The organism is Pseudomonas sp. TH32 (assembly GCF_016650855.1).
GTDB lineage: Bacteria > Pseudomonadota > Gammaproteobacteria > Pseudomonadales > Pseudomonadaceae > Aquipseudomonas.
The window spans coordinates 537942-557216 of record NZ_JAEKFA010000002.1 but is presented as its reverse complement, the minus strand read 5'-3'; the positions used below and the strand labels follow the sequence as shown (position 1 = coordinate 557216).

Here is a 19275-nt window from a genome sequence, read left to right as displayed (position 1 = left end):
TTGTACGAATGGAGGAATGCAATGAGTCTGGAAACCTGGCTGCTGTTCAGCGGCGCTGCGCTGGTGGTGATCCTGATCCCCGGCCCCCTGTCCTTGCTGATGATCAGCAACAGCCTGAACTACGGCCTGCGCCGTTCGTACCCGGCGTTTCTCGGCGGGGTGATTGCCTCGATCTGCCTGTTGAGCGCCTCGGCGCTGGGCCTGGGTGCGTTGTTGCTGGCCTCGGAACAGCTGTTCAGCGCCCTGAAGATCGTCGGTGCGGTGTACCTGTTTTACCTCGCCTGGCAGAGCTGGCAGCAATCCCGGCAACCGTCCCACGGCGCCGACGTGCCGCCAGTGGCCGCCACCCCGCGTTTTCGCGCGCTGTTTGGCCGGGCCTTTGTGCTGGGCGCGAGCAACCCGAAAGACATTCTGTTTTTCGCCGCCTTCCTGCCGCAGTTTCTCAGCGCCCAGCAGGCCTTTCTTCCACAGCTGCTGATCATGATCGCCACCTGGACCGTGCTCGACCTGCTGTGCAAGCTGGCCTACGGCCTCGGCGCCCATGGTGCCGCGCGCTACCTGCGCAGCGGCAAGGGCCAGAGCTGGTTCAACCGGATCAGCGCCGGGCTGTTTTCCGGGGCCGGAGCGGCGTCATTGTTGAGCCGCTAAAGGTCCATCACTTTGACGAAGTACACCGTGACGCTGTTGGAGCGGGCGTCGTGATGTATGCCCGCGACGACTCTGACCAGACGCCCCTCCTTCAGCGACCGGAGGACCGACTGGTGCGCTTGCGCCCGCCCCAGGACCGTCGACCGGGCGTTGCTGCGCAACCAGGCGTCAGACAGTTGCACCAGGCCTCCCGACCCCAGGGCAACGCTCGGAGTTTCGGTCCAGCGCGTCAGCACGTAATACAGGTTGGTCGACTTCGGATGGGTGCAGACAAAGTTGACCAGGCTGGCCGGGCTGCCCTTGCGCAGCGTCTGCAGCACAAACCCCTGCCGCTCCAGCACTGACCGGACAGCGGCTTGCGCCGCCAGGGGCCGGGCGCGGTCCAGTGCCCTCGCCGTGTGGGCCAGCAACCTCGGATCAAGGGCGGTCGGCAACTGGAAATCCACACGCTCCAGGCCCGGCGCTTGCCCTGCTTGCCCAATATTGATACTGACCTGGCGCCTTCTTGAAACAGGCCTGAGCATGCGTAACAAATCGTCCGTTTGCCCGGTCAATGCGGGCGCTGGTGGCAGCCAATCGTCCAGCGTCGCGCGGATATTGAGGATCCGGGTTGCGGTCATCGAACGACCGGAATCCGCCAGCTCCATCAGGCGTTCCGCCACAAAGCGCTGGCTGGCCGGGGTCAGACCGGGGAATGCCGTGCCCACCGACATTGACAAGGGATGGCTGAACAACGGTTCACGAGGGACCCACGCCTGACCCGCGCTCCACGTGGCCGGTATGGGTTGCTCGCTTACCACACCGGGTATCAGCCAACGGGCCAGCTCATCCCGGGCGGGTGCGTAGGGTAACTCGGGGGCTCTTAAAAAAATGACGCCGTCCGGTACGGTCGAACCATTGGGCAGCAGTTCGTAGTAATGGCTACCCAGTTTTACCGCGTCAACGCCTGGCACACCCTGAACCCGATACAAGCGGCGTGACGCCGAAATCTCCACCACCGCCTGCTCGTTGAGCGGGCGGCCCCAGGGATGCCAATGGGTGGAGACCAACAAGGGTTGCCGCTCCACCCGTTCGAAATGCGAAGCCGGGGGTGCCAACCACTCTGTGCCGCCCCTTGGTGCTTCCCATGGACGCCGTATGCCGGAGCTTGGACCTGCCCGAGGTGTGGGTGGCGCATCGGCGCCCAGCAACCACTCGCCAGGCTCCTCAATGGACAGCAACAGTTCGTTCTGGCCGCTGTCACTGGCGCTTTTCAAGCGCAACGCCGGCTCGTTCCGGCGTCGATACACCGGATAGGCATGGCTGTCCTCGACGACAAACTGTTGGCCGCCCTTCACATGGCTGCCTTGGTTGATCGGCCCGTGCAAAGCCACAGAGCCCTCCAGCGTCAGGTCCTTGCGGTAGCCCTCAAACCCCTTGAAGCCTCGAGCTACCGGCGGTAATCCGGAACTGACACCATGGCGCCGTGGCTGGCGGCGGATCACGTTCAGGGCCGACAACATCGACACTCGCCTGACCGGCAAACCGGGTTTGGGAGCGCCTTTGGCCAGCGGGAATGCCGTCAGCGCGACGTCAGCGATCAAGATCAACGTGGCAAAGCCGGTAGCAACCCCGTCCCGGGCGTCACCGCTGTGGTGAAAACGCCGGGCGGCCAGCAGCACCTCGTAGAGATTCATCCCGACACTCACCCCGGGGATGAACGACAACAGCCCGCGCACCCGCGCCGCCGATTGCTCGCCCAGGCGCAGTTGCCGATAACTGACAAGGTCCCTGGCGGAGTTGGCGACCGCCTGTACGTCGCGCTGCATCGCCAATACCCGGGCGTGCGTGAGCATGCGCAGCAGGTCGCAGCCGGTGGTCGGGGTAATGCCCAGCCACTGCTTCGGGGCTTGTTCGATCTGTTCGTGGATCTCTTTTTCAATCTCCGCCACTGCCGCCGCAGGCTGGGCACGCCGCACCCCAAACCAACCCCGGACGGCTTGCACCACACCCCACAGGGAGGCAAAGGAAAAGGGCCAGATGGCGCCCCACCTCGACAGGGCATGATAGGTGCGATCAGGCGTGCCACGGGTTGGCCGAACCGCCACCGGGTAGCTTTCCAGGGCTTGCGCCTCCCAGCCGGGAGCGATGGATTGAGCCAGCACGTCAAGGTTTCCAGGGCTCAGCGCCGCAGTGATTAATGCTTGCCGCGCCGCCGCCACACTGTCGTGCTCGGTCAACGGCGGATAGCCCTTCACCGCCGGCCAGTAGAGCAGCGTCTTGCCCAGCGCCCGGTCATCGATCACCAACACCCCGGCGACATGCCGTGGCTGTTCAAGGGTGAGTGCCGCCAGATGCACACAGCACACTTGCAGGTGATGACCATTTTTCTTCAAATCCCCGGGCGTCCTGGCGGCCAGGGCTGTGGCGAACCCACTCAACGCCCCCTCGCTCAGCCCTTGCTGCCGGGCGCTGAAATGATCCCGCCGCGCACGCTGCAACCACGGCCGCTCCAGCAGCGCGGTCGACAACCTGGCCGGCGCCCCGCTGGCATCCGGATAGAACGCATGCGCAATCAAAAGCTCATACTGGCCCGCCAGGTCGAGGCCGGCGATCAGACGGGTCAAGCCCTCGGCTGGCAGATGCTGCGCCCACAGAGGTTCGAGGTAGCGGCTGTGGCGCAGTCGCTCGCGCGTCCAGGGCGCGTCGGTGTCTAGGTTGTGCAAGGCCAATTGCAACAGGCTGTAGGTATGCCGCTCCTGGCTGACCACCGTCCGGCCCCCGGAATCCCCGGCCGGACGCTGGGGATGAGATTCCCAATGAGTGCTGACATCGTCGGGCATGTCCAGGAACGGCGTGTCGATATCCAGCGGTGCAGTTATCCCCTCGCGCTTTAATGCCTCGACCAAGGTCTTGCGGGCGAATGCCTCAAGGCTCGGCAGCACTTGCCCCAGTTCCTGCTCAAGAGCACCGGCGCTGGCCAGGTAATGCGTGTGCAACCGCTGATAGCGCTTGCGCAACGGGCGCGAAGCACTTGTCAGCCAGGCCGGCAATGTTTTGGCCTGGGCCACCGCCAGGCGCAACACGCTGATATTGGCCAACGCCCGGGTACGCGCGGTGCCGAGGGGCAGATGCAGGCTGTCAGCCAGCTCGCGGGCGAGCAACGTGCGTGTCAGCGCCACGTCAGTAACTTCGCTGAACGGCCGCCCGCCCTGGCCTACCCAACGGTCGGTCTGCGCGGAGTGCTCGATCTGCTCCTTGAACGGATCGGAGAGCACGTTGCCTTCCATCACCTCGTAATAGACGAGTGTCGGCTCGTCAGCGGCCATCGCGTGGATCACCTCGCGGGCTTCCCGGCGTTGATCCTGCGGAATGCAGTGCCAGAGCACCGAACCGTCCGGGCTCTTGAGGCTCGCATCGAGGCTGGCGGATAACTCATCCAGCGAGCCGAACGCCTGAAAGCCGCCGTACTTTCCCGGCACCTGGAGCACCACAGGCTGCAAGCGATCAGCGTGGCTGACGGCTTCCCGGGTGGTGACGACCAGCACCCCGACCAATCGAAAGAGCGTCTGCCGCCCGCGCCCGACGGACAGTTGCAGAACGCGGGTGGTGCTGGCCGCCCGGTCGCTGGCCCGTGGCACGGTGTACACCTCGGTCAACAACGTGCGCTCGACCTCATCCAGCAAGCCCAGGCGATAATAAAGGTGCGCGTCTTTAATCAACGCTGAACGCTGAGCATTCAGCCGTTTTACGCCGCGACTGGCGGTCGAACCGGGCACTTTTTCCAGCCAGAACGCCCTGTCGCCCAGGCGATGTTCGTGGCCGTCCAGCATCCCGTGCAGCTTCTCTACGTGTTCAAGCCATTGCGTCTGCAAGGTCTCAACGTCGCTGTAAGGCCGGTAGTCCTGGCTCAGGTCCGCCGGGTTCAGCAGCGCCAACAGCCCTTGCTCGTGACGCCGCACCAACGCCTCGGCGGTTCCCCTGGCCAGGCCCGGTGCCAGTGCTGCACAGCTGACTTCCGGCGCCCGGCGCTGGCGGTCCCACTCCAGCAGTTGCTCCACGGCCACGCGCAACCCTTCGTCGGCAGGCGACCGGCGCCGGGCCTGTTCAACCCGACGCAATCGCTGGGAGGCGCTCCACGCAGCGCTTTCCCTGTCCACACTCACCCTGGACGCATGTCGCGCCAGCAGGCAGTCCCGTTCGTTGTCCCGCTGGAGGTACACCTGCGCCAACGCGCTATGCCTGAGTGCATCCCCCGCCAGCGTCGGCCCACGGTATACGCCGAAATCCTTCGCCAACCCGTGCCGGCGCCGCAGGGGCAACTGTTGCCAGAACACGTCCCGGTGTACGCCGTTGATCAGGGCGGGCAACTTGACCTGCATCTGTGCCAGGCTGGCGAACTCATGAAACCCCTGGCCAAGCCCTGGCAGGTAAACCACCTGCCGTTTGTCCAGGGCGTCTCCCGAGCGGTAGATATGCAGCGCGCCGGCCAAGGGCACCCCGCTTCCTGCATCCGACGGCCACAGCACCGGGCTGACCTGCAAGCGCTCCCACGCACCGCCAGCCTGGGTACGGACCTGTGGGGTGGGTGCATCGAGAATGCCCAGCGCCATGGCAAACCCATGATCCGACAAGTCGTACAGCGTGTGGGCGAGGTACGCGCTTTCAGCGAAGGCCTCGAGGTGCACTTGCACCCAGCGCTCTTCCCGGGATAGCGCGCTGCCAAATGCCAACCCTTGCCAATAACCGGACACCGCCGCCCGGACTTGCCCGGGCAAATCCAGGGCATTGACCTTGTGCAACGCTTCACTGGCGCTGAACGGCAAAGTAGCCACGGCGTCACCTTGCATATTCAGTGTGGTGTAACGATTGATGTTGATCGGGAACTGCGGGTTATCCAGCAGGCCCAGAGCCCGGTCGGTGAGGCTATCCACTGCCAGCGGCCCGCCCGGCGTCACCGGCTCGCTGAACAACAGGCGGTCGGGGTCGAGGTCGAACGCTTCACGCAGCACCTTGCGCACCAGGCGATGGATACTCGGCGCCTGCTCCAGCAACCGCCGCAACAGTCTCTCGGCCTCGCGGCAGCGCGCCTGGGCACCCTGCAATTGGTTGATGAACCGGCTGGGCCTGGGGCTTGATTCGACTCGCCGGGTCAGACGCAGACGAAGGCGCGTCAGCTCGTCCAGGGAGTCATCGGGGTCAGGTTGGGGAGAATCGGGCTCGGTAGTCATGTCGCCATCGGTTCCAGATGAAAAACCGAGGGTAAGCAGCGCCTTGCTCCAAGGGGCCTTACATAGTTAGGCCGACCGCCAGGCAAAAAAAAGCCCGCAGTGTGAGCGGGCGAAAAACCAACGAAGAGCTTTGGGGGTGTGAAGCGCGGTAACGACTCAGCTACCGCGATAGGTGGAGTAGCTGTAAGGCGAAATCAGCAACGGCACGTGGTAATGATCCTGCTCGGCACTGATACCGAAGCGCAGCACCACCACGTCGAGAAACGCAGGCTCGGGCAGTTGCACACCGCGAGCGCGGTAGTAATCACCGGCGCTGAATTGCAACTGATAGACACCGCTGCGGTAGTCATCGCCTTGCAGCAGAGGTGCATCGCAACGGCCGTCGTTGTTGGTCAAGGTGCTGGCCACCAGTTCAAGCTGTGTGCCCTCGACACGGTACAACTCAACCTTGATCGCGCTGCCGGGGCAGCCATGCGCGGCGTCCAATACGTGTGTGGTCAAACGTCCCATAGCGACTGCGCGCCTCCCGAAGTCAGTAAAGTGAAAGACCGCACCTTTTCAGGGCACTGAAAAAGCCGGCGATGACTGATTAAGACACTTTTCAAAAAAATTGTACACAATAAAAATCACAAACTTATGCACCACCCCGTCATCGCGGGTGCATGAGCCGATTGATGAGCAGTCCTTGCTTTTAAACGACCTTTTATCCATTAGCTGACCAGTCAGGCAGGTTTCTTGCAATGCTACTCTGCGAAGACCCTGCGGAAAAAATGCAGAAATACAGGCTTACAAAGTGCGCACCAAGTTGTATACAATCAGTCATCGTCGTGACGCCACCCAGTCTTTCCGCTGCCCGGCCGCCACACACACCGCTACCACGAACAAGAAGGAAGACTGCAGTGAGCGCTGACTACCCACGCGACCTGATCGGTTACGGCAGTAACCCTCCTCACCCACACTGGCCCGGCAAGGCCCGTATCGCCCTGTCGTTCGTACTCAACTACGAAGAAGGCGGCGAGCGCAACATCCTGCATGGCGACAAAGAGTCCGAAGCCTTCCTCTCGGAAATGGTGTCGGCGCAGCCCCTGCAAGGCGAGCGCAACATGAGCATGGAGTCGCTGTACGAATACGGCAGCCGTGCCGGCGTGTGGCGCATCCTCAAGCTGTTCAAGGAATTCGACATCCCGCTGACCATCTTCGCCGTAGCCATGGCCGCCCAGCGCCATCCGGACGTGATCCGCGCGATGGTCGCCGCCGGCCACGAGATCTGCAGCCACGGCTACCGCTGGATCGACTACCAATACATGGACGAGGCCCAGGAACGCGAGCACATGCTCGAAGCGATCCGCATCCTCACCGAACTCACCGGCGAACGCCCGCTGGGCTGGTACACCGGGCGCACCGGCCCCAACACCCGCCGGCTGGTGATGGAGGAAGGTGGCTTCCTCTACGACTGCGACACCTACGACGACGACCTGCCCTACTGGGAACCCAACAACCCGACCGGCAAGCCGCACCTGGTGATCCCCTATACCCTGGACACCAACGACATGCGCTTCACCCAGGTCCAGGGTTTCAACAAGGGCGACGACTTTTTCGAATACCTCAAAGACGCGTTCGACGTGCTGTACGCCGAAGGCGCGGACGCACCGAAAATGCTCTCCATCGGTTTGCACTGCCGCCTGATCGGCCGGCCGGCGCGCCTGGCCGCCCTCAAGCGCTTTATCGAATACGCCAAGGGGCATGATCAGGTGTGGTTCACCCGCCGCGTCGACATCGCCCGTCACTGGCATGACGTACACCCTTTCCAGGGAGCCGCCAAATGACTGCGTTCCAGACCTTGAAACCGTCGACCCTGAGCCGCGACGCATTCGTCACAGCTTTCGCCGACATCTACGAACATTCGCCATGGGTGGCCGAAAAGGCCTTCGACCTGGGCCAGGATTCTTCAATCGACGAGATCGAAACCCTGCACCAGCGCATGAGCGACATCCTGTTGAGCGCCGATCACACCAGTCAACTGGCCCTGATCAACGCTCACCCGGACCTGGCGGGCAAAGCTGCCGTCCAGGGCCAGCTTACCGCAGCCAGCACTGAAGAACAGTCTGGCGCGGGTATTCACCAATGCTCGAGCGACGAGTTTTCGCGCTTCACCGAGCTGAACGATGCCTACAAGGCGAAGTTCAAGTTTCCCTTCATCATGGCGGTAAAAGGCAGCAACCGGCATCAGATCCTGGCCGCGTTTGAAACGCGCATTCACAACTCGGTGGAAGCCGAGTTCAAATGCGCACTGGCCGAGATCAACAAGATCGCGTTGTTCCGATTACTGACTCTTTAAGCAGACCTGGCCCGAGCGGTTCATGAACGCCCAGGGCCTGGCGAGCATCCCAAGCCACTTACTTTAAGGCAGACAAGAAGAATGAAAGCTTACGCCGTACCTTTCGAGAAGTTCGTCAACCTGGCCGACGCCCGCCTGGGCACCAAGATCATCTCTGTGACCGATGACTGGTTCGCCGACGCCAACCGCCTGTTCCAGCCGACCCCGGCCGTGTGGAAGGAGGGCGTTTTCGATGACAACGGCAAGTGGATGGACGGCTGGGAGTCGCGCCGCAAGCGCTTCGAAGGCTACGACAGCGCGGTAATCCGCCTGGGCGTACCGGGCTCGATCAAGGGCGTGGACATCGACACTTCATTCTTCACCGGCAACTTCCCGCCATCGGCGTCCCTGGAAGCCTGCTTCCTGGCGTCCGGCGAGCCGGATGACAACACCCAGTGGGTTGAAGTGCTGTCGGCCGTGGAGCTGCAAGGCAACAGCCATCACTTCCACGAGATCAACAACGACCAGGCCTTCAGCCACCTGCGCTTCAACATCTACCCGGACGGTGGCGTGGCCCGCCTGCGCGTGTACGGCATTCCGTTCCGCGACTGGTCGGCCGTGGGCGACAACGAACAGGTTGACCTGGCTGCGGCCCTGAACGGTGGCCGTGCACTGGCCTGCTCCGATGAACACTTCGGGCGCATGAGCAACATCCTCAACCCGGGCCGTGGCATCAACATGGGCGATGGCTGGGAAACTGCACGTCGTCGTACGCCGGGCAATGACTGGGTGATCGTCGCACTGGGCCACCCGGGCGAGATCGAGAAGATCGTGGTCGACACCCTGCACTTCAAGGGCAACTACCCGGACACCTGCTCGATCCAGGGCGCCTTCGTGAAGGGCGGCACCGACAGCCAGATCGAAACCCAATCGCTGTTCTGGCGCGAACTGCTGCCGGCGCAGAAACTGGAAATGCACGCTGAACACACGTTTGCCGAGCAGATCAAGGCGCTGGGTCCGATCACCCACATTCGTCTGAACGTGTTCCCGGATGGTGGTGTGAGCCGCCTGCGTGTACTGGGCAAGGTTTCGAAGTAAACGGTGAACTTCTGTGGTGAGCGGGCTTGCCCCGCGCTGGGCTGCGAAGCGGCCCAAAAGGTCCGAACGCGGTGCCTGTTTTCAGGGCCGCTTCGCGCCCCAGCGCGGGGCAAGCCCGCTCACCACACAAGCCCCCTCACCACAAACAGTAATGCCAACAACACAGAATCCGGATAAGAAGACAGCCATGCGCACACTGATGATCGAACCCCTGACCAAAGAAGCCTTCGCCCCTTTCGGAGACGTTATCGAAACCGATGGCAGCGATCACTTCATGATCAACAACGGGTCGACCATGCGCTTTCATAAACTGGCGACGGTGCAAACCGCCACGCCAGAAGACAACGCGATCATCAGCATCTTCCGCGCCGACGCGCAGGACATGCCGCTGACCGTGTGCATGCTGGAACGACACCCGCTGGGCAGCCAGGCTTTCATTCCGCTGCTCGGCAACCCCTTTCTGATCGTGGTCGCGCCCGTTGGCGATGAACCTGTATCGGGCTTGGTCCGCGCCTTCGTTACCAACGGCAGGCAGGGCATTAATTACCATCGCGGCGTCTGGCACCACCCGGTGCTGACGATCGAAAAGCGGGATGACTTCCTGGTGGTTGATCGCAGTGGCACAGGCAATAACTGCGATGAGCATTTTTCAAAGAGGATGAGCGGTTGATCCTCGCCCCCCACCAATAAGAGAAGGTCTGATCACTCGACGACAGAGTGACAGGCGAGAGGTAAAGACTGTGGAAGCACATTTGATGGAATGGCTGAACCTGAGCGTGCGCTGGGTTCACATGATCACTGGCGTCGCCTGGATCGGCGCTTCGTTCTACTTCGTCTGGCTGGAAAACAACCTCAATCGCGTCAACCCCAAGGACGGCCTCGCCGGCGACTTGTGGGCGATCCACGGTGGCGGTATCTACCACCTGGAAAAATACAAACTGGCCCCGCCGACCATGCCGGACAACCTGCACTGGTTCAAATGGGAAGCCTACTTCACCTGGATGTCCGGCATCGCGCTCCTGTGCGTGGTGTTCTACGCCAACCCGACCTTGTACCTGCTGGCCCCGGGCAGCAGCCTCAGCGGTCCGGAAGGTGTGTTGCTGGGCCTCGGCTCGCTGCTGGCCGGCTGGTTCATCTACTCCTTTCTCTGCGACTCGGCACTGGGCAAGCGCCCTGCCCTGCTCGGCCTGATCCTGTTCGTGCTGTTGATTGCCGCCGCTTACGGCTTCAGCAAAGTGTTCAGTGGCCGTGGTGCGTACCTGCATGTGGGCGCCGTGATCGGCACCATCATGGTGGGTAACGTGTTCCGCATCATCATGCCCGCCCAGCGTGCACTGGTGGCGGCCATCGCGGAAAACCGCACGCCCGACCCGGCACTGCCGGCCAAGGGCCTGCTGCGTTCGCGCCACAACAACTATTTCACCTTGCCGGTGCTGTTCATCATGATCAGCAACCACTTCCCGAGCACCTACGGCAGCCAATACAACTGGCTGATCCTGGCGGGTATCGCAGTGGCGGCCGTGTTGGTACGGCACTACTTCAACACCCGTCATAACAGCCAGAAATATGCCTGGACCCTGCCGGTGGGCGCGCTGGCAATGATTTGCCTGGCCTACGTGACCGGCCCAAAACCGGTGGCGACTGCACCGGAAGTGGCCAAGGCTCCCGCGGCGATCGAGTACCAGCCACTGCCAGAAACGGCATTGGGTGGCGGGCTTAAACCGGCTGCGCCAGCAGCACCTGCACCGGCTCCCGCCGAAGCGGCACCAGCCCAGGCGTCGATTGATTTTGACAAGGTCCACGGGGTGATTCAGGAGCGCTGTGCGGTGTGCCATTCGGCCAAGCCCACCAGCCCGCTGTTCAGCACCGCGCCCGCCGGGGTGATGTTTGATACACCCCAGCAGATCCAGCAAATGGCCCCGCGCATCCAGGCGCAGGCCGTGGCCAGCCAGATCATGCCGCTGGGCAATATCACCCAGATGACCCAGCAGGAACGGGACTTGATTGGCACCTGGATCACTCAGGGGGCGCGTACCAACTAACAGCCTGATGCAGATCCAAATGTGGGAGCGGGCTTGCTCGCGAAGGCGGTGGTTCAGTCACCTGAAGTGTTGAATGACACACCGCCTTCGCGAGCAAGCCCGCTCCCACACTAGAGCTGCGACGTGTTTTGAAGAATGAGTTCCACCCGGCAATTGAATGCCGAACAACACAACAATAAAAAGATTCGAGGTGTTGCATGTCCCAGTTGGAAACGCAGATTCCTGCCGCGCCCCCATGGTGCGGCTTCCCCTCTTGCAACTGATTCTGGTAGGCCTGCAACACGTCTTGCTGATGTACGGTGGCGCCGTCGCCGTGCCTTTGATCATCGGCCAGGCCGCGGGCCTGAGCCGTGAAGAAATCGCCTTCCTGATCAACGCCGACCTGCTGGTGGCAGGCATCGCAACCATGGTCCAGTCGTTCGGCATCGGCCCCGTCGGCATCCGCATGCCGGTGATGATGGGCGCCAGTTTCGCCGCAGTCGGCAGCATGGTCGCCATGGCGGGCATGCCCGGCATCGGCCTGCAGGGGATCTTCGGCGCGACCATCGCCGCCGGTTTTTTCGGCATGCTGATCGCGCCGTTCATGTCCAAGGTGGTGCGCTTCTTTCCGCCCCTGGTGACCGGCACCGTGATCACCGCCATCGGTCTTTCGCTGTTTCCCGTCGCGGTCAATTGGGCCGGCGGCGGTGCTGCGGCCTCCACGTTTGGCTCACCGATTTACCTGGCGATCGCCGCACTGGTGCTGGCCACCATTCTGCTGATCAACCGTTTCATGCGCGGTTTCTGGGTGAACATCTCGGTGCTGATCGGCATGGCCCTCGGCTACGGGTTGTGCGGGATGATCGGCATGGTCGACCTCAGCGGCCTCGCGCAGGCGCCGTGGGTGCAAGTGGTGACGCCGCTGCATTTCGGCATGCCCAAGTTCGAGTTGGCGCCGATTCTGTCGATGTGCCTGGTGGTGGTGATTATCTTCGTCGAGTCCACCGGGATGTTCCTTGCCCTGGGCAAGATCACCGGCCAGGACGTCACGCCAAAGATGCTGCGTCGCGGTTTGTTGTGTGACGCCGGCGCGTCGTTTTTTGCCGGGTTCTTCAACACCTTTACCCACTCCTCGTTCGCGCAGAACATCGGCCTGGTGCAGATGACCGGCGTGCGCTGCCGCTCGGTGACGATCATGGCCGGGGCGTTTCTGATTGTGCTGAGCCTGCTGCCCAAGGCCGCGTTTCTCGTGGCCTCGATTCCTCCCGCTGTACTGGGCGGCGCAGCGATTGCCATGTTCGGCATGGTGGCGGCCACCGGGATCAAGATCCTCCAGGAAGCCGACATCGCCGACCGCCGTAACCAGTTGCTGGTGGCGGTGAGTATTGGCATGGGTTTGATCCCGGTGGTGCGTCCCGAATTCTTCGCGCAACTGCCGCTGTGGATGAGCCCGATCACTCACAGCGGTATCGCCATGGCCACGATCAGTGCGCTGTCGCTGAACCTGTTATTCAACATTCTGGGTGGCGCCGAGCGCGCTGTTACCAGCGAACACGCACACCAACATTGATTCCTGCGTCCCAACAAAAACAATAACGATCAGGGAATACACCATGCACGCCATTCACCCGGGGCCGGCCAAACGCCGTGCCCCATTCTCGCCCCGCGCGCTCTGTAACAGCGCACTTGAGCACAGGCCTGGGAGTCAGTATTCTCGGCGCCCGCTCAAATCGACTCAAAAAAAAACAGCGAATGTAAAAGCTGACTGCAAGGCCAACTTATCCCGGCCCCAGGTCCGCAGCCAATGTGTGCAAAAACTCTCCGAATTCGACTGCGTCAATCGCAGCCGACGGGGATTTTTTGGCTTTTTAAACACCTTGGCGCAGCTCTTGCTAAAAGCATTAAAGCTGACCGAACAGACGATTTTTGCGGTAAGCCAAAAGACGCCACACCAGAGCGTCCGCTTAGAAAAAAAACCAGAAACCTTTACCTCGGGAGCAACCGAATGAAACGTACTGTGAACAGCCTGATGCTGGCAGGATCCCTGCTGGCCGGGGGCCAGGCCATGGCCGGTGATCTGCTGCAGTGGCAGAACAACAGCCTGACTTATCTGTGGGGCAAGAACTTCACTGTTAACCCGCAGATCCAGCAAACCGTGACCTTCGAACACGCCGACGCGTGGAAGTACGGTGACAACTTCTTCTTTCTCGACCGCATCTTTTACAACGGCAAGGAAGACGGCAACGTAGGCCCAAGTACTTACTACGGTGAGTTCAGCCCGCGCTTGTCGTTCGGCAAGATTTTCGACAAGGACTTGTCGTTCGGTCCGATCAAGGACGTGTTGCTGGCGTTCACTTACGAGTTCGGTGAAGGCGATAACGAATCGTACTTGCTGGGCCCGGGCTTCGACTTGGCAATCCCTGGTTTCGATTACTTCCAGTTGAACTTCTACCAACGCCAGACCGAAGGCAATCGCCCGGGTGATGGCGTGTGGCAGATCACACCGGTGTGGTCGTACACAATCCCGGTGGGCAACTCCAATGTGCTGATCGACGGCTTTATGGACTGGGTGGTGGACAACGACAAGAACGCCCGCGGCACTTACCACGCCAACCTGCACTTCAACCCGCAGATCAAATATGACCTGGGCAAGGCGCTGCATTGGGGCGAGAAGCAGTTGTATGTCGGTATCGAGTACGATTACTGGAAGAACAAATACGGGATCCAGGACAGCGGCGCGTTCGAGACCAATCAGGACACGGCGAGCCTGTTGGTGAAGTACCACTTCTGATGTTCCCCTGTAGGAGCCCGGCTTGCTGGCGATGGCGTTCTCAAGGGCGCTATCGCCGGCAAGCCGGGCTCCTACAGGTAATCAGCCAAGGCCCAGAAACCGCTTCAGCTCTTCGCGCTTGGCCAGCGCATCCCGCCGTCCCAATTCGATCAACTCGCTGCAATACCCCGCCTCGAACAGCAAGTAGCTGAGCACGCCCGCGCCACTGGTTTTGGTCGCCCCCGGCCCGCGCAGAAACAGGCGCAATGCCGCCGGCAATTCCTGGCGGTGACGTGCCGCAATTTCATCGATTGGCTGGCTTGGCGCGATCACCAACACTTCCACCGGCGCCAACCCTTGTATCGCCGCATTGGCAGGCAACACATGACTGAACTGGTTCAGGCGCTCGAGCAATTCGATGTCGCTTTCCAGGCTGTCGATGAACGTGCTGTTGAGCATGTGCCCGCCGATCTGCGCCAGGGTCGGCTCCTGACCCGTGAACGTGCGTGCCGGGTTCGACGGGGCGTTGCCGCGCGGGTTGCCACTGACGCCCACCACCAGCACACGGCTCGCCCCCAGGTGCAGCGCCGGGCTGATCGGCGCCGATTGCCGCACGGCACCGTCGCCAAAATATTCCTGATCGAGTTTCACCGGCGCAAACAGCAGCGGAATCGCCGAGCTGGCCAGCAGGTGTTCAACGGTCAATTGGGTGGGAATGCCGATGCGCCGATGCCGCAGCCACGCATCGATGGTGCCGCCGCCCTGATAGAAGGTGACCGCTTGCCCGGACTCGTAGCCAAACGCAGTGACGGCCACCGCATGCAGGTGCTTCTGGCGGATCGACTCGTTGATGCCTTCCAGGTGCAGTTTGTCCCGCAACAAGTCCCGCAGCGGCGAACTGTTGAGCAGTGCCACCGGCACCTGCGCTCCCAGCCCCAGCAGACTGTGGATAAGAAACCGGCTCGCCTGGCTGATCACCCCGGGCCAGTCGCTGCGCAGCACCAGGTGGCTGCGAAAGCCCTGCCAGAAGGCAGTCAGGCGCTGGATGGCGGCGGTAAAATCCATCGCGCCGCTGGCCAGGCTGACCGCATTGATCGCCCCGGCCGAGGTGCCGACAATCACCGGAAACGGATTGGCGGCCCCCGGCGGCAACAGTTCGGCAATCGCCGCCAATACCCCCACCTGATAGGCGGCCCGCGCCCCGCCTCCGGAAAGAATCAAACCTGTGACCGGTTCAGCTGGGCGCATTGCATCACTCCATGTTGCTTGGGGACTTCAGATCAACGACGGCGTTTCTCATACAGCTTAGGCTCACCCGGTGGCCGGCTCTTGAAGCGGCGGTGGGTCCACAGGTATTGCTCGGGACATTCGCGCACGGAGGCCTCAACCCACTGGTTGATGCGCAGGCAATCGATCTCGTCGGTTTCACCGGGGAAGTCGGTGAGCGGCGGATGGATCACCAGGCGATAACCACTGCCGTCGGCCAGGCGTTCCTGGGTGAACGGCACCACCAGCGCCTTGCCCAGGCGTGCAAACTTGCTGGTGGCGGTGACGGTGGCGGCCTGAATGCCGAACAACGGCACGAAGATACTTTGCTTGGCGCCGTAGTCCTGGTCCGGTGCGTACCAGATGGCGCGGCCAGCGCGCAGCAGCTTGAGCATGCCGCGCACGTCTTCGCGCTCTACGGCCAGGGAGTCGAGGTTGTGCCGCTCGCGGCCACGGCGCTGGACGAAATCGAACAGCGGGTTGCCGTGCTCGCGGTACATGCCGTCGATGGTGTGTTTCTGCCCGAGCAACGCGGCGCCGATTTCCAGGGTGGTGAAATGCAGGGCCATGAGGATCACGCCCTTGCCTTCCAACTGCGCCTGCTTGAGGTGCTCCAGCCCTTCGACATGGGCCAGGCGCGCCAGGCGCGGCTTGGACCACCACCAGCTCATGGCCATCTCGAAGAAGGCAATGCCGGTGGAGGCAAAGTTTTCCTTGAGCAAATGTTTACGCTCTTTGGCGGACTTTTCCGGGAAGCACAGTTCCAGGTTTCGCGCAGCGATGCGTCGACGTTCACCGGCTACCCGGTACATTCCCGCACCCAGGGCACGGCCAATCCCCAGTAAAACCCGGTATGGCAACTGCACAATCAGCCACAGCAAACCGAGTCCCAGCCATAACAGCCAAAAACGCGGGTGAAAAAATTCAGCTCGAAAACGCGGGCGATCCATTAATGATTCCGGCAAAGACAACGGCCGCGCATTCTACAACGGTTCGACCCGGCTTGCGGCTAGCGGATGTTCTCGTTATAAGTCTCGACACTTTTCGTGACAAGCCGCTTTGCCGACCATGAGCCAAACCGAACCGCTAGACCAAGATCCCGTGTTCCAGCTGAAAGGCAGCATGCTCGCCATTACCGTGCTGGAACTGGCCCGCAACGACCTTGATGCCCTGGACCGCCAGCTCGCCGCCAAGGTCGCCCTCGCGCCGAACTTCTTCAACAATGCGCCGCTGGTGCTGGCCCTGGACAAACTCCCGGCCGGCCAGGGCGCTGTCGACCTGCCCGGTCTGATGCGTGTGTGCCGTCAACATGGCCTGCGCACCCTGGCGATTCGTGCCAGCCGTATCGAAGACATTGCCGCGGCAATCGCCATTGAACTGCCAGTACTGCCGCCGTCCGGTGCACGGGAGCGTCCGCTCGACCCGTTGGTCGGCGAAGAGAAGAAAAAACCGGAAAAACCGCCGGAGCCGACGATCAAGCCTACAAAGATCATCACCTCTCCCGTACGGGGCGGGCAGCAGATTTACGCCCAGGGTGGCGACCTTGTCGTCATCGCCCCGGTCAGTCCGGGGGCGGAACTTCTCGCCGACGGAAACATCCATGTATACGGCCCCATGCGTGGTCGTGCACTGGCCGGCATAAAAGGTGACACAAAGGCCCGTATTTTTTGCCAGCAGTTGACCGCTGAGCTAGTGTCCATCGCAGGCCAGTACAAGGTTTCGGAAGATTTGCGCCGCGATCCGCTGTGGGGGCCGGGGTACAAGTCAGCCTGTCGGGCGATGTGTTGAACATCGTTCGTCTTTAACGGATACTGCCGCATTTTCCAAGCATCTCTAGACTCTGATAGCACAGCGAAAACGGCAAAACTTGTGTAGGAATAATTTAAAGGCGGGGTTTGCCCAGGCAAACCGTGCTTTCTCCTACAAGAGCTGCCCGCCTGCAGCGAGTTTCAAGAGATGTTTTTCAGGGGCTAAAAAGTCCTTTTTCCTTAGGGGTGAAACACCTTGGCCAAGATTCTCGTGGTTACATCCGGCAAGGGTGGTGTGGGTAAGACCACCACCAGCGCCGCTATCGGTACCGGCCTCGCTCTGCGCGGCCACAAGACAGTCATCGTCGACTTCGACGTCGGTTTGCGTAACCTCGACCTGATCATGGGCTGCGAACGCCGCGTGGTGTACGACTTCGTCAATGTCGTGAACGGCGAAGCCAACCTGCAACAGGCCCTCATCAAGGACAAGCGCCTTGAGAACCTGTACGTACTGGCCGCCAGCCAGACCCGCGACAAAGAAGCGCTGACCAAGGAAGGCGTGGGCAAGGTCCTCGCCGAACTGAAAGAAACCTTCGAATACGTGGTGTGCGATTCCCCGGCGGGTATCGAGACCGGTGCTCACCTGGCGATGTACTTCGCCGACGAAGCCATCGTCGTGACCAACCCTGAAGTGTCGTCGGTACGTGACTCGGACCGCATGCTCGGCCTGCTGGCCAGCAAGTCCCAGCGCGCCGAGAAAGGCGAAGAGCCGATCAAGGAACACCTGCTGCTGACCCGTTACAACCCTGAGCGCGTCAGCAAGGGCGAGATGCTCGGCGTTGAAGACGTCAAGGACATCCTGGCCGTGACCCTGCTGGGCGTGATCCCGGAATCCCAGGCTGTGCTGAAGGCTTCCAACCAGGGCGTGCCGGTGATTCTCGACGACCAGAGCGACGCCGGCCAGGCGTACAGCGATGCGGTTGATCGCTTGCTGGGCAAAACCGTGGAACATCGCTTCCTCGATGTAGCGAAGAAGGGATTCTTCGAGCGTATCTTTGGAGGCAACTAAACAATGAAATTTCTCGACTTCTTTCGCGCCAACAAAAAGCCAAGTACCGCGTCGGTAGCGAAAGAGCGTCTACAGATCATCGTGGCGCACGAACGCGGCCAACGCAGCACCCCGGATTACCTGCCAGCCTTGCAGAAGGAACTGGTTGAGGTGATCCGCAAGTACGTCAATATCGGCAACGATGACGTGCATGTCGCCCTGGAAAATGACGGCAGCTGCTCGATTCTGGAACTCAATATCACCCTGCCTGATCGTTGATCGAAAAGGCGGTCGCCACGGCGGCTCGGTTACCTGGCTCCCCACAAGGGGCCGGGTGAGCGAGCCGCCGTTGGCGTTTGTTACGAGGCTGTTTTAATGCCGTTGTCCAATGTCCATATCCTTCATCAGGACGCTGCTGTCCTGGTGGTGAACAAGCCAACCCTGCTGCTCTCGGTGCCCGGTCGCGCCGACGACAACAAGGACTGCCTGATCACCCGCCTGCAGGAAAACGGCTACCCCGAAGCCCGCATCGTCCACCGGCTGGACTGGGAAACGTCGGGCATCATCCTGCTGGCTCGCGACGCAGACACCCACCGTGAACTGTCCCGTCAGTTCCACGACCGGGAAACCGAAAAGGCCTACACCGCGCTGTGCTGGGGCCAACCGGAACTGGACAGCGGCAGCATCGACCTGCCATTGCGCTACGACCCGCCGACCAAGCCACGGCACGTGGTGGACCATGAGTTCGGCAAGAACGCGCTGACCTTCTGGAAAGTCCTGGAGCGCTGCGGCGACTGGTGCCGGGTTGAACTGACGCCGATCACCGGCCGTTCGCATCAACTGCGGGTGCACATGCTGTCCATCGGGCATCCGTTGCTGGGTGACGGTTTGTACGCCCATGAACAGGCACTGGCCGCCTGGCCACGCCTGTGCCTGCACGCCAGCATGTTGAGCTTCACCCATCCCCAGAGCGGCGAGCGTCTGCGCTTCGAGTGCCCGGCGCCGTTTTAAGCTGCAACCCCGATCAAAGGTGGGAGCTGGCTTGCCTGCGATAACGGTGTGTCAGCCCCATATTGGTGACTGGCAGACCGCTATCGCAGGCAAGCCAGCTCCCACATGGGTTTTGTGCCCGTATCAAGAAAACAGCTT

At 61.6% G+C, this 19275-nt stretch carries 15 protein-coding genes and 2 pseudogenes; 13 read left to right on the top strand and 4 right to left on the bottom strand.

Features of this window, described 5'->3' with window-relative positions:
• Nucleotides 1–21 precede the first annotated feature (21 nt).
• Nucleotides 22–648 carry a LysE family translocator gene (locus JFV30_RS06240; RefSeq protein WP_010176088.1) on the top strand — a complete coding sequence of 209 codons (627 nt, stop codon included), beginning with the start codon at nt 22–24 and terminating at the stop codon, nt 646–648.
• Here the strand turns inward: JFV30_RS06240 and JFV30_RS06235 are convergent.
• Together JFV30_RS06235 and uraH are read right to left on the bottom strand one after the other, a co-directional pair.
• Nucleotides 645–5858: a dermonecrotic toxin domain-containing protein gene (locus JFV30_RS06235; protein WP_201122509.1), complete on the bottom strand. Its 5214-nt coding sequence runs from the start codon at nt 5856–5858 to the stop codon at nt 645–647. The genes JFV30_RS06240 and JFV30_RS06235 overlap by 4 nt on opposite strands.
• 156 nt (nt 5859–6014) lie before the next feature.
• Nucleotides 6015–6368 carry a hydroxyisourate hydrolase gene (gene uraH / locus JFV30_RS06230; RefSeq protein WP_010176091.1) on the bottom strand — a complete coding sequence of 118 codons (354 nt, stop codon included), beginning with the start codon at nt 6366–6368 and terminating at the stop codon, nt 6015–6017.
• 389 nt (nt 6369–6757) lie between these two features.
• On the opposite strand from uraH, the gene puuE reads away from it, so the two are divergent.
• The 8 genes and pseudogenes from puuE to JFV30_RS06190 all read left to right on the top strand — a co-directional run bounded on the left by puuE (nt 6758) and on the right by JFV30_RS06190 (nt 14085).
• Entirely contained in the window at nt 6758–7684 is a 927-nt protein-coding gene (gene puuE / locus JFV30_RS06225) for an allantoinase PuuE (RefSeq protein ID WP_008432189.1), read from the top strand.
• Nucleotides 7681–8196: a 2-oxo-4-hydroxy-4-carboxy-5-ureidoimidazoline decarboxylase gene (uraD, locus tag JFV30_RS06220; protein ID WP_169387526.1), complete on the top strand. Its 516-nt coding sequence runs from the start codon at nt 7681–7683 to the stop codon at nt 8194–8196. The genes puuE and uraD overlap by 4 nt, the downstream gene beginning before the upstream one ends.
• Before the next feature lie 81 nt (nt 8197–8277).
• On the top strand, nt 8278–9273 hold the full coding sequence (gene alc / locus JFV30_RS06215) for an allantoicase (protein WP_063032007.1): 996 nt from the start codon (nt 8278–8280) through the stop codon (nt 9271–9273).
• 187 nt (nt 9274–9460) lie between these two features.
• Nucleotides 9461–9963 (top strand): annotated as a pseudogene (locus JFV30_RS06210) (ureidoglycolate lyase).
• 50 nt (nt 9964–10013) lie between these two features.
• Entirely contained in the window at nt 10014–11315 is a 1302-nt protein-coding gene (locus tag JFV30_RS06205; protein WP_008432185.1) for a urate hydroxylase PuuD, read from the top strand.
• Between the two features lie 235 nt (nt 11316–11550).
• Nucleotides 11551–12864, top strand: coding sequence for a nucleobase:cation symporter-2 family protein (locus JFV30_RS06200; RefSeq protein WP_201122505.1), 1314 nt, complete (start codon nt 11551–11553; stop codon nt 12862–12864).
• Nucleotides 12865–12907: 43 nt separating this feature from the next.
• Nucleotides 12908–13303, top strand: coding sequence for a hypothetical protein (locus JFV30_RS06195; protein WP_141629556.1), 396 nt, complete (start codon nt 12908–12910; stop codon nt 13301–13303).
• Entirely contained in the window at nt 13300–14085 is a 786-nt protein-coding gene (locus JFV30_RS06190) for an outer membrane protein OmpK (RefSeq protein ID WP_003209104.1), read from the top strand. Before JFV30_RS06195 ends, JFV30_RS06190 begins: the two co-directional genes overlap by 4 nt.
• Nucleotides 14086–14166: 81 nt before the next feature.
• Here JFV30_RS06190 and JFV30_RS06185 read toward each other — a convergent pair whose 3' ends face one another.
• Together JFV30_RS06185 and JFV30_RS06180 are read right to left on the bottom strand one after the other, a co-directional pair.
• On the bottom strand, nt 14167–15312 hold the full coding sequence (locus JFV30_RS06185) for a patatin-like phospholipase family protein (protein WP_201122503.1): 1146 nt from the start codon (nt 15310–15312) through the stop codon (nt 14167–14169).
• A gap of 32 nt (nt 15313–15344) precedes the next feature.
• Nucleotides 15345–16280 (bottom strand): lipid A biosynthesis lauroyl acyltransferase, encoded by a 936-nt coding sequence (locus tag JFV30_RS06180; protein WP_010176103.1) that lies wholly within the window; start codon nt 16278–16280, stop codon nt 15345–15347.
• Between the two features lie 118 nt (nt 16281–16398).
• Here JFV30_RS06180 and minC point away from each other — a divergent pair.
• The 4 genes and pseudogenes from minC (at nt 16399) to JFV30_RS06160 (ending at nt 19137) form a co-directional block, all read left to right on the top strand.
• Nucleotides 16399–17135 (top strand): annotated as a pseudogene (gene minC, locus JFV30_RS06175) (septum site-determining protein MinC).
• A gap of 199 nt (nt 17136–17334) precedes the next feature.
• Nucleotides 17335–18147, top strand: coding sequence for a septum site-determining protein MinD (gene minD, locus JFV30_RS06170; protein ID WP_010176105.1), 813 nt, complete (start codon nt 17335–17337; stop codon nt 18145–18147).
• 3 nt (nt 18148–18150) lie between these two features.
• On the top strand, nt 18151–18405 hold the full coding sequence (gene minE, locus JFV30_RS06165; RefSeq protein ID WP_003175252.1) for a cell division topological specificity factor MinE: 255 nt from the start codon (nt 18151–18153) through the stop codon (nt 18403–18405).
• Nucleotides 18406–18501: 96 nt separating this feature from the next.
• Nucleotides 18502–19137, top strand: coding sequence for an RluA family pseudouridine synthase (locus JFV30_RS06160; protein ID WP_008432172.1), 636 nt, complete (start codon nt 18502–18504; stop codon nt 19135–19137).
• Nucleotides 19138–19275: the final 138 nt, after the last annotated feature.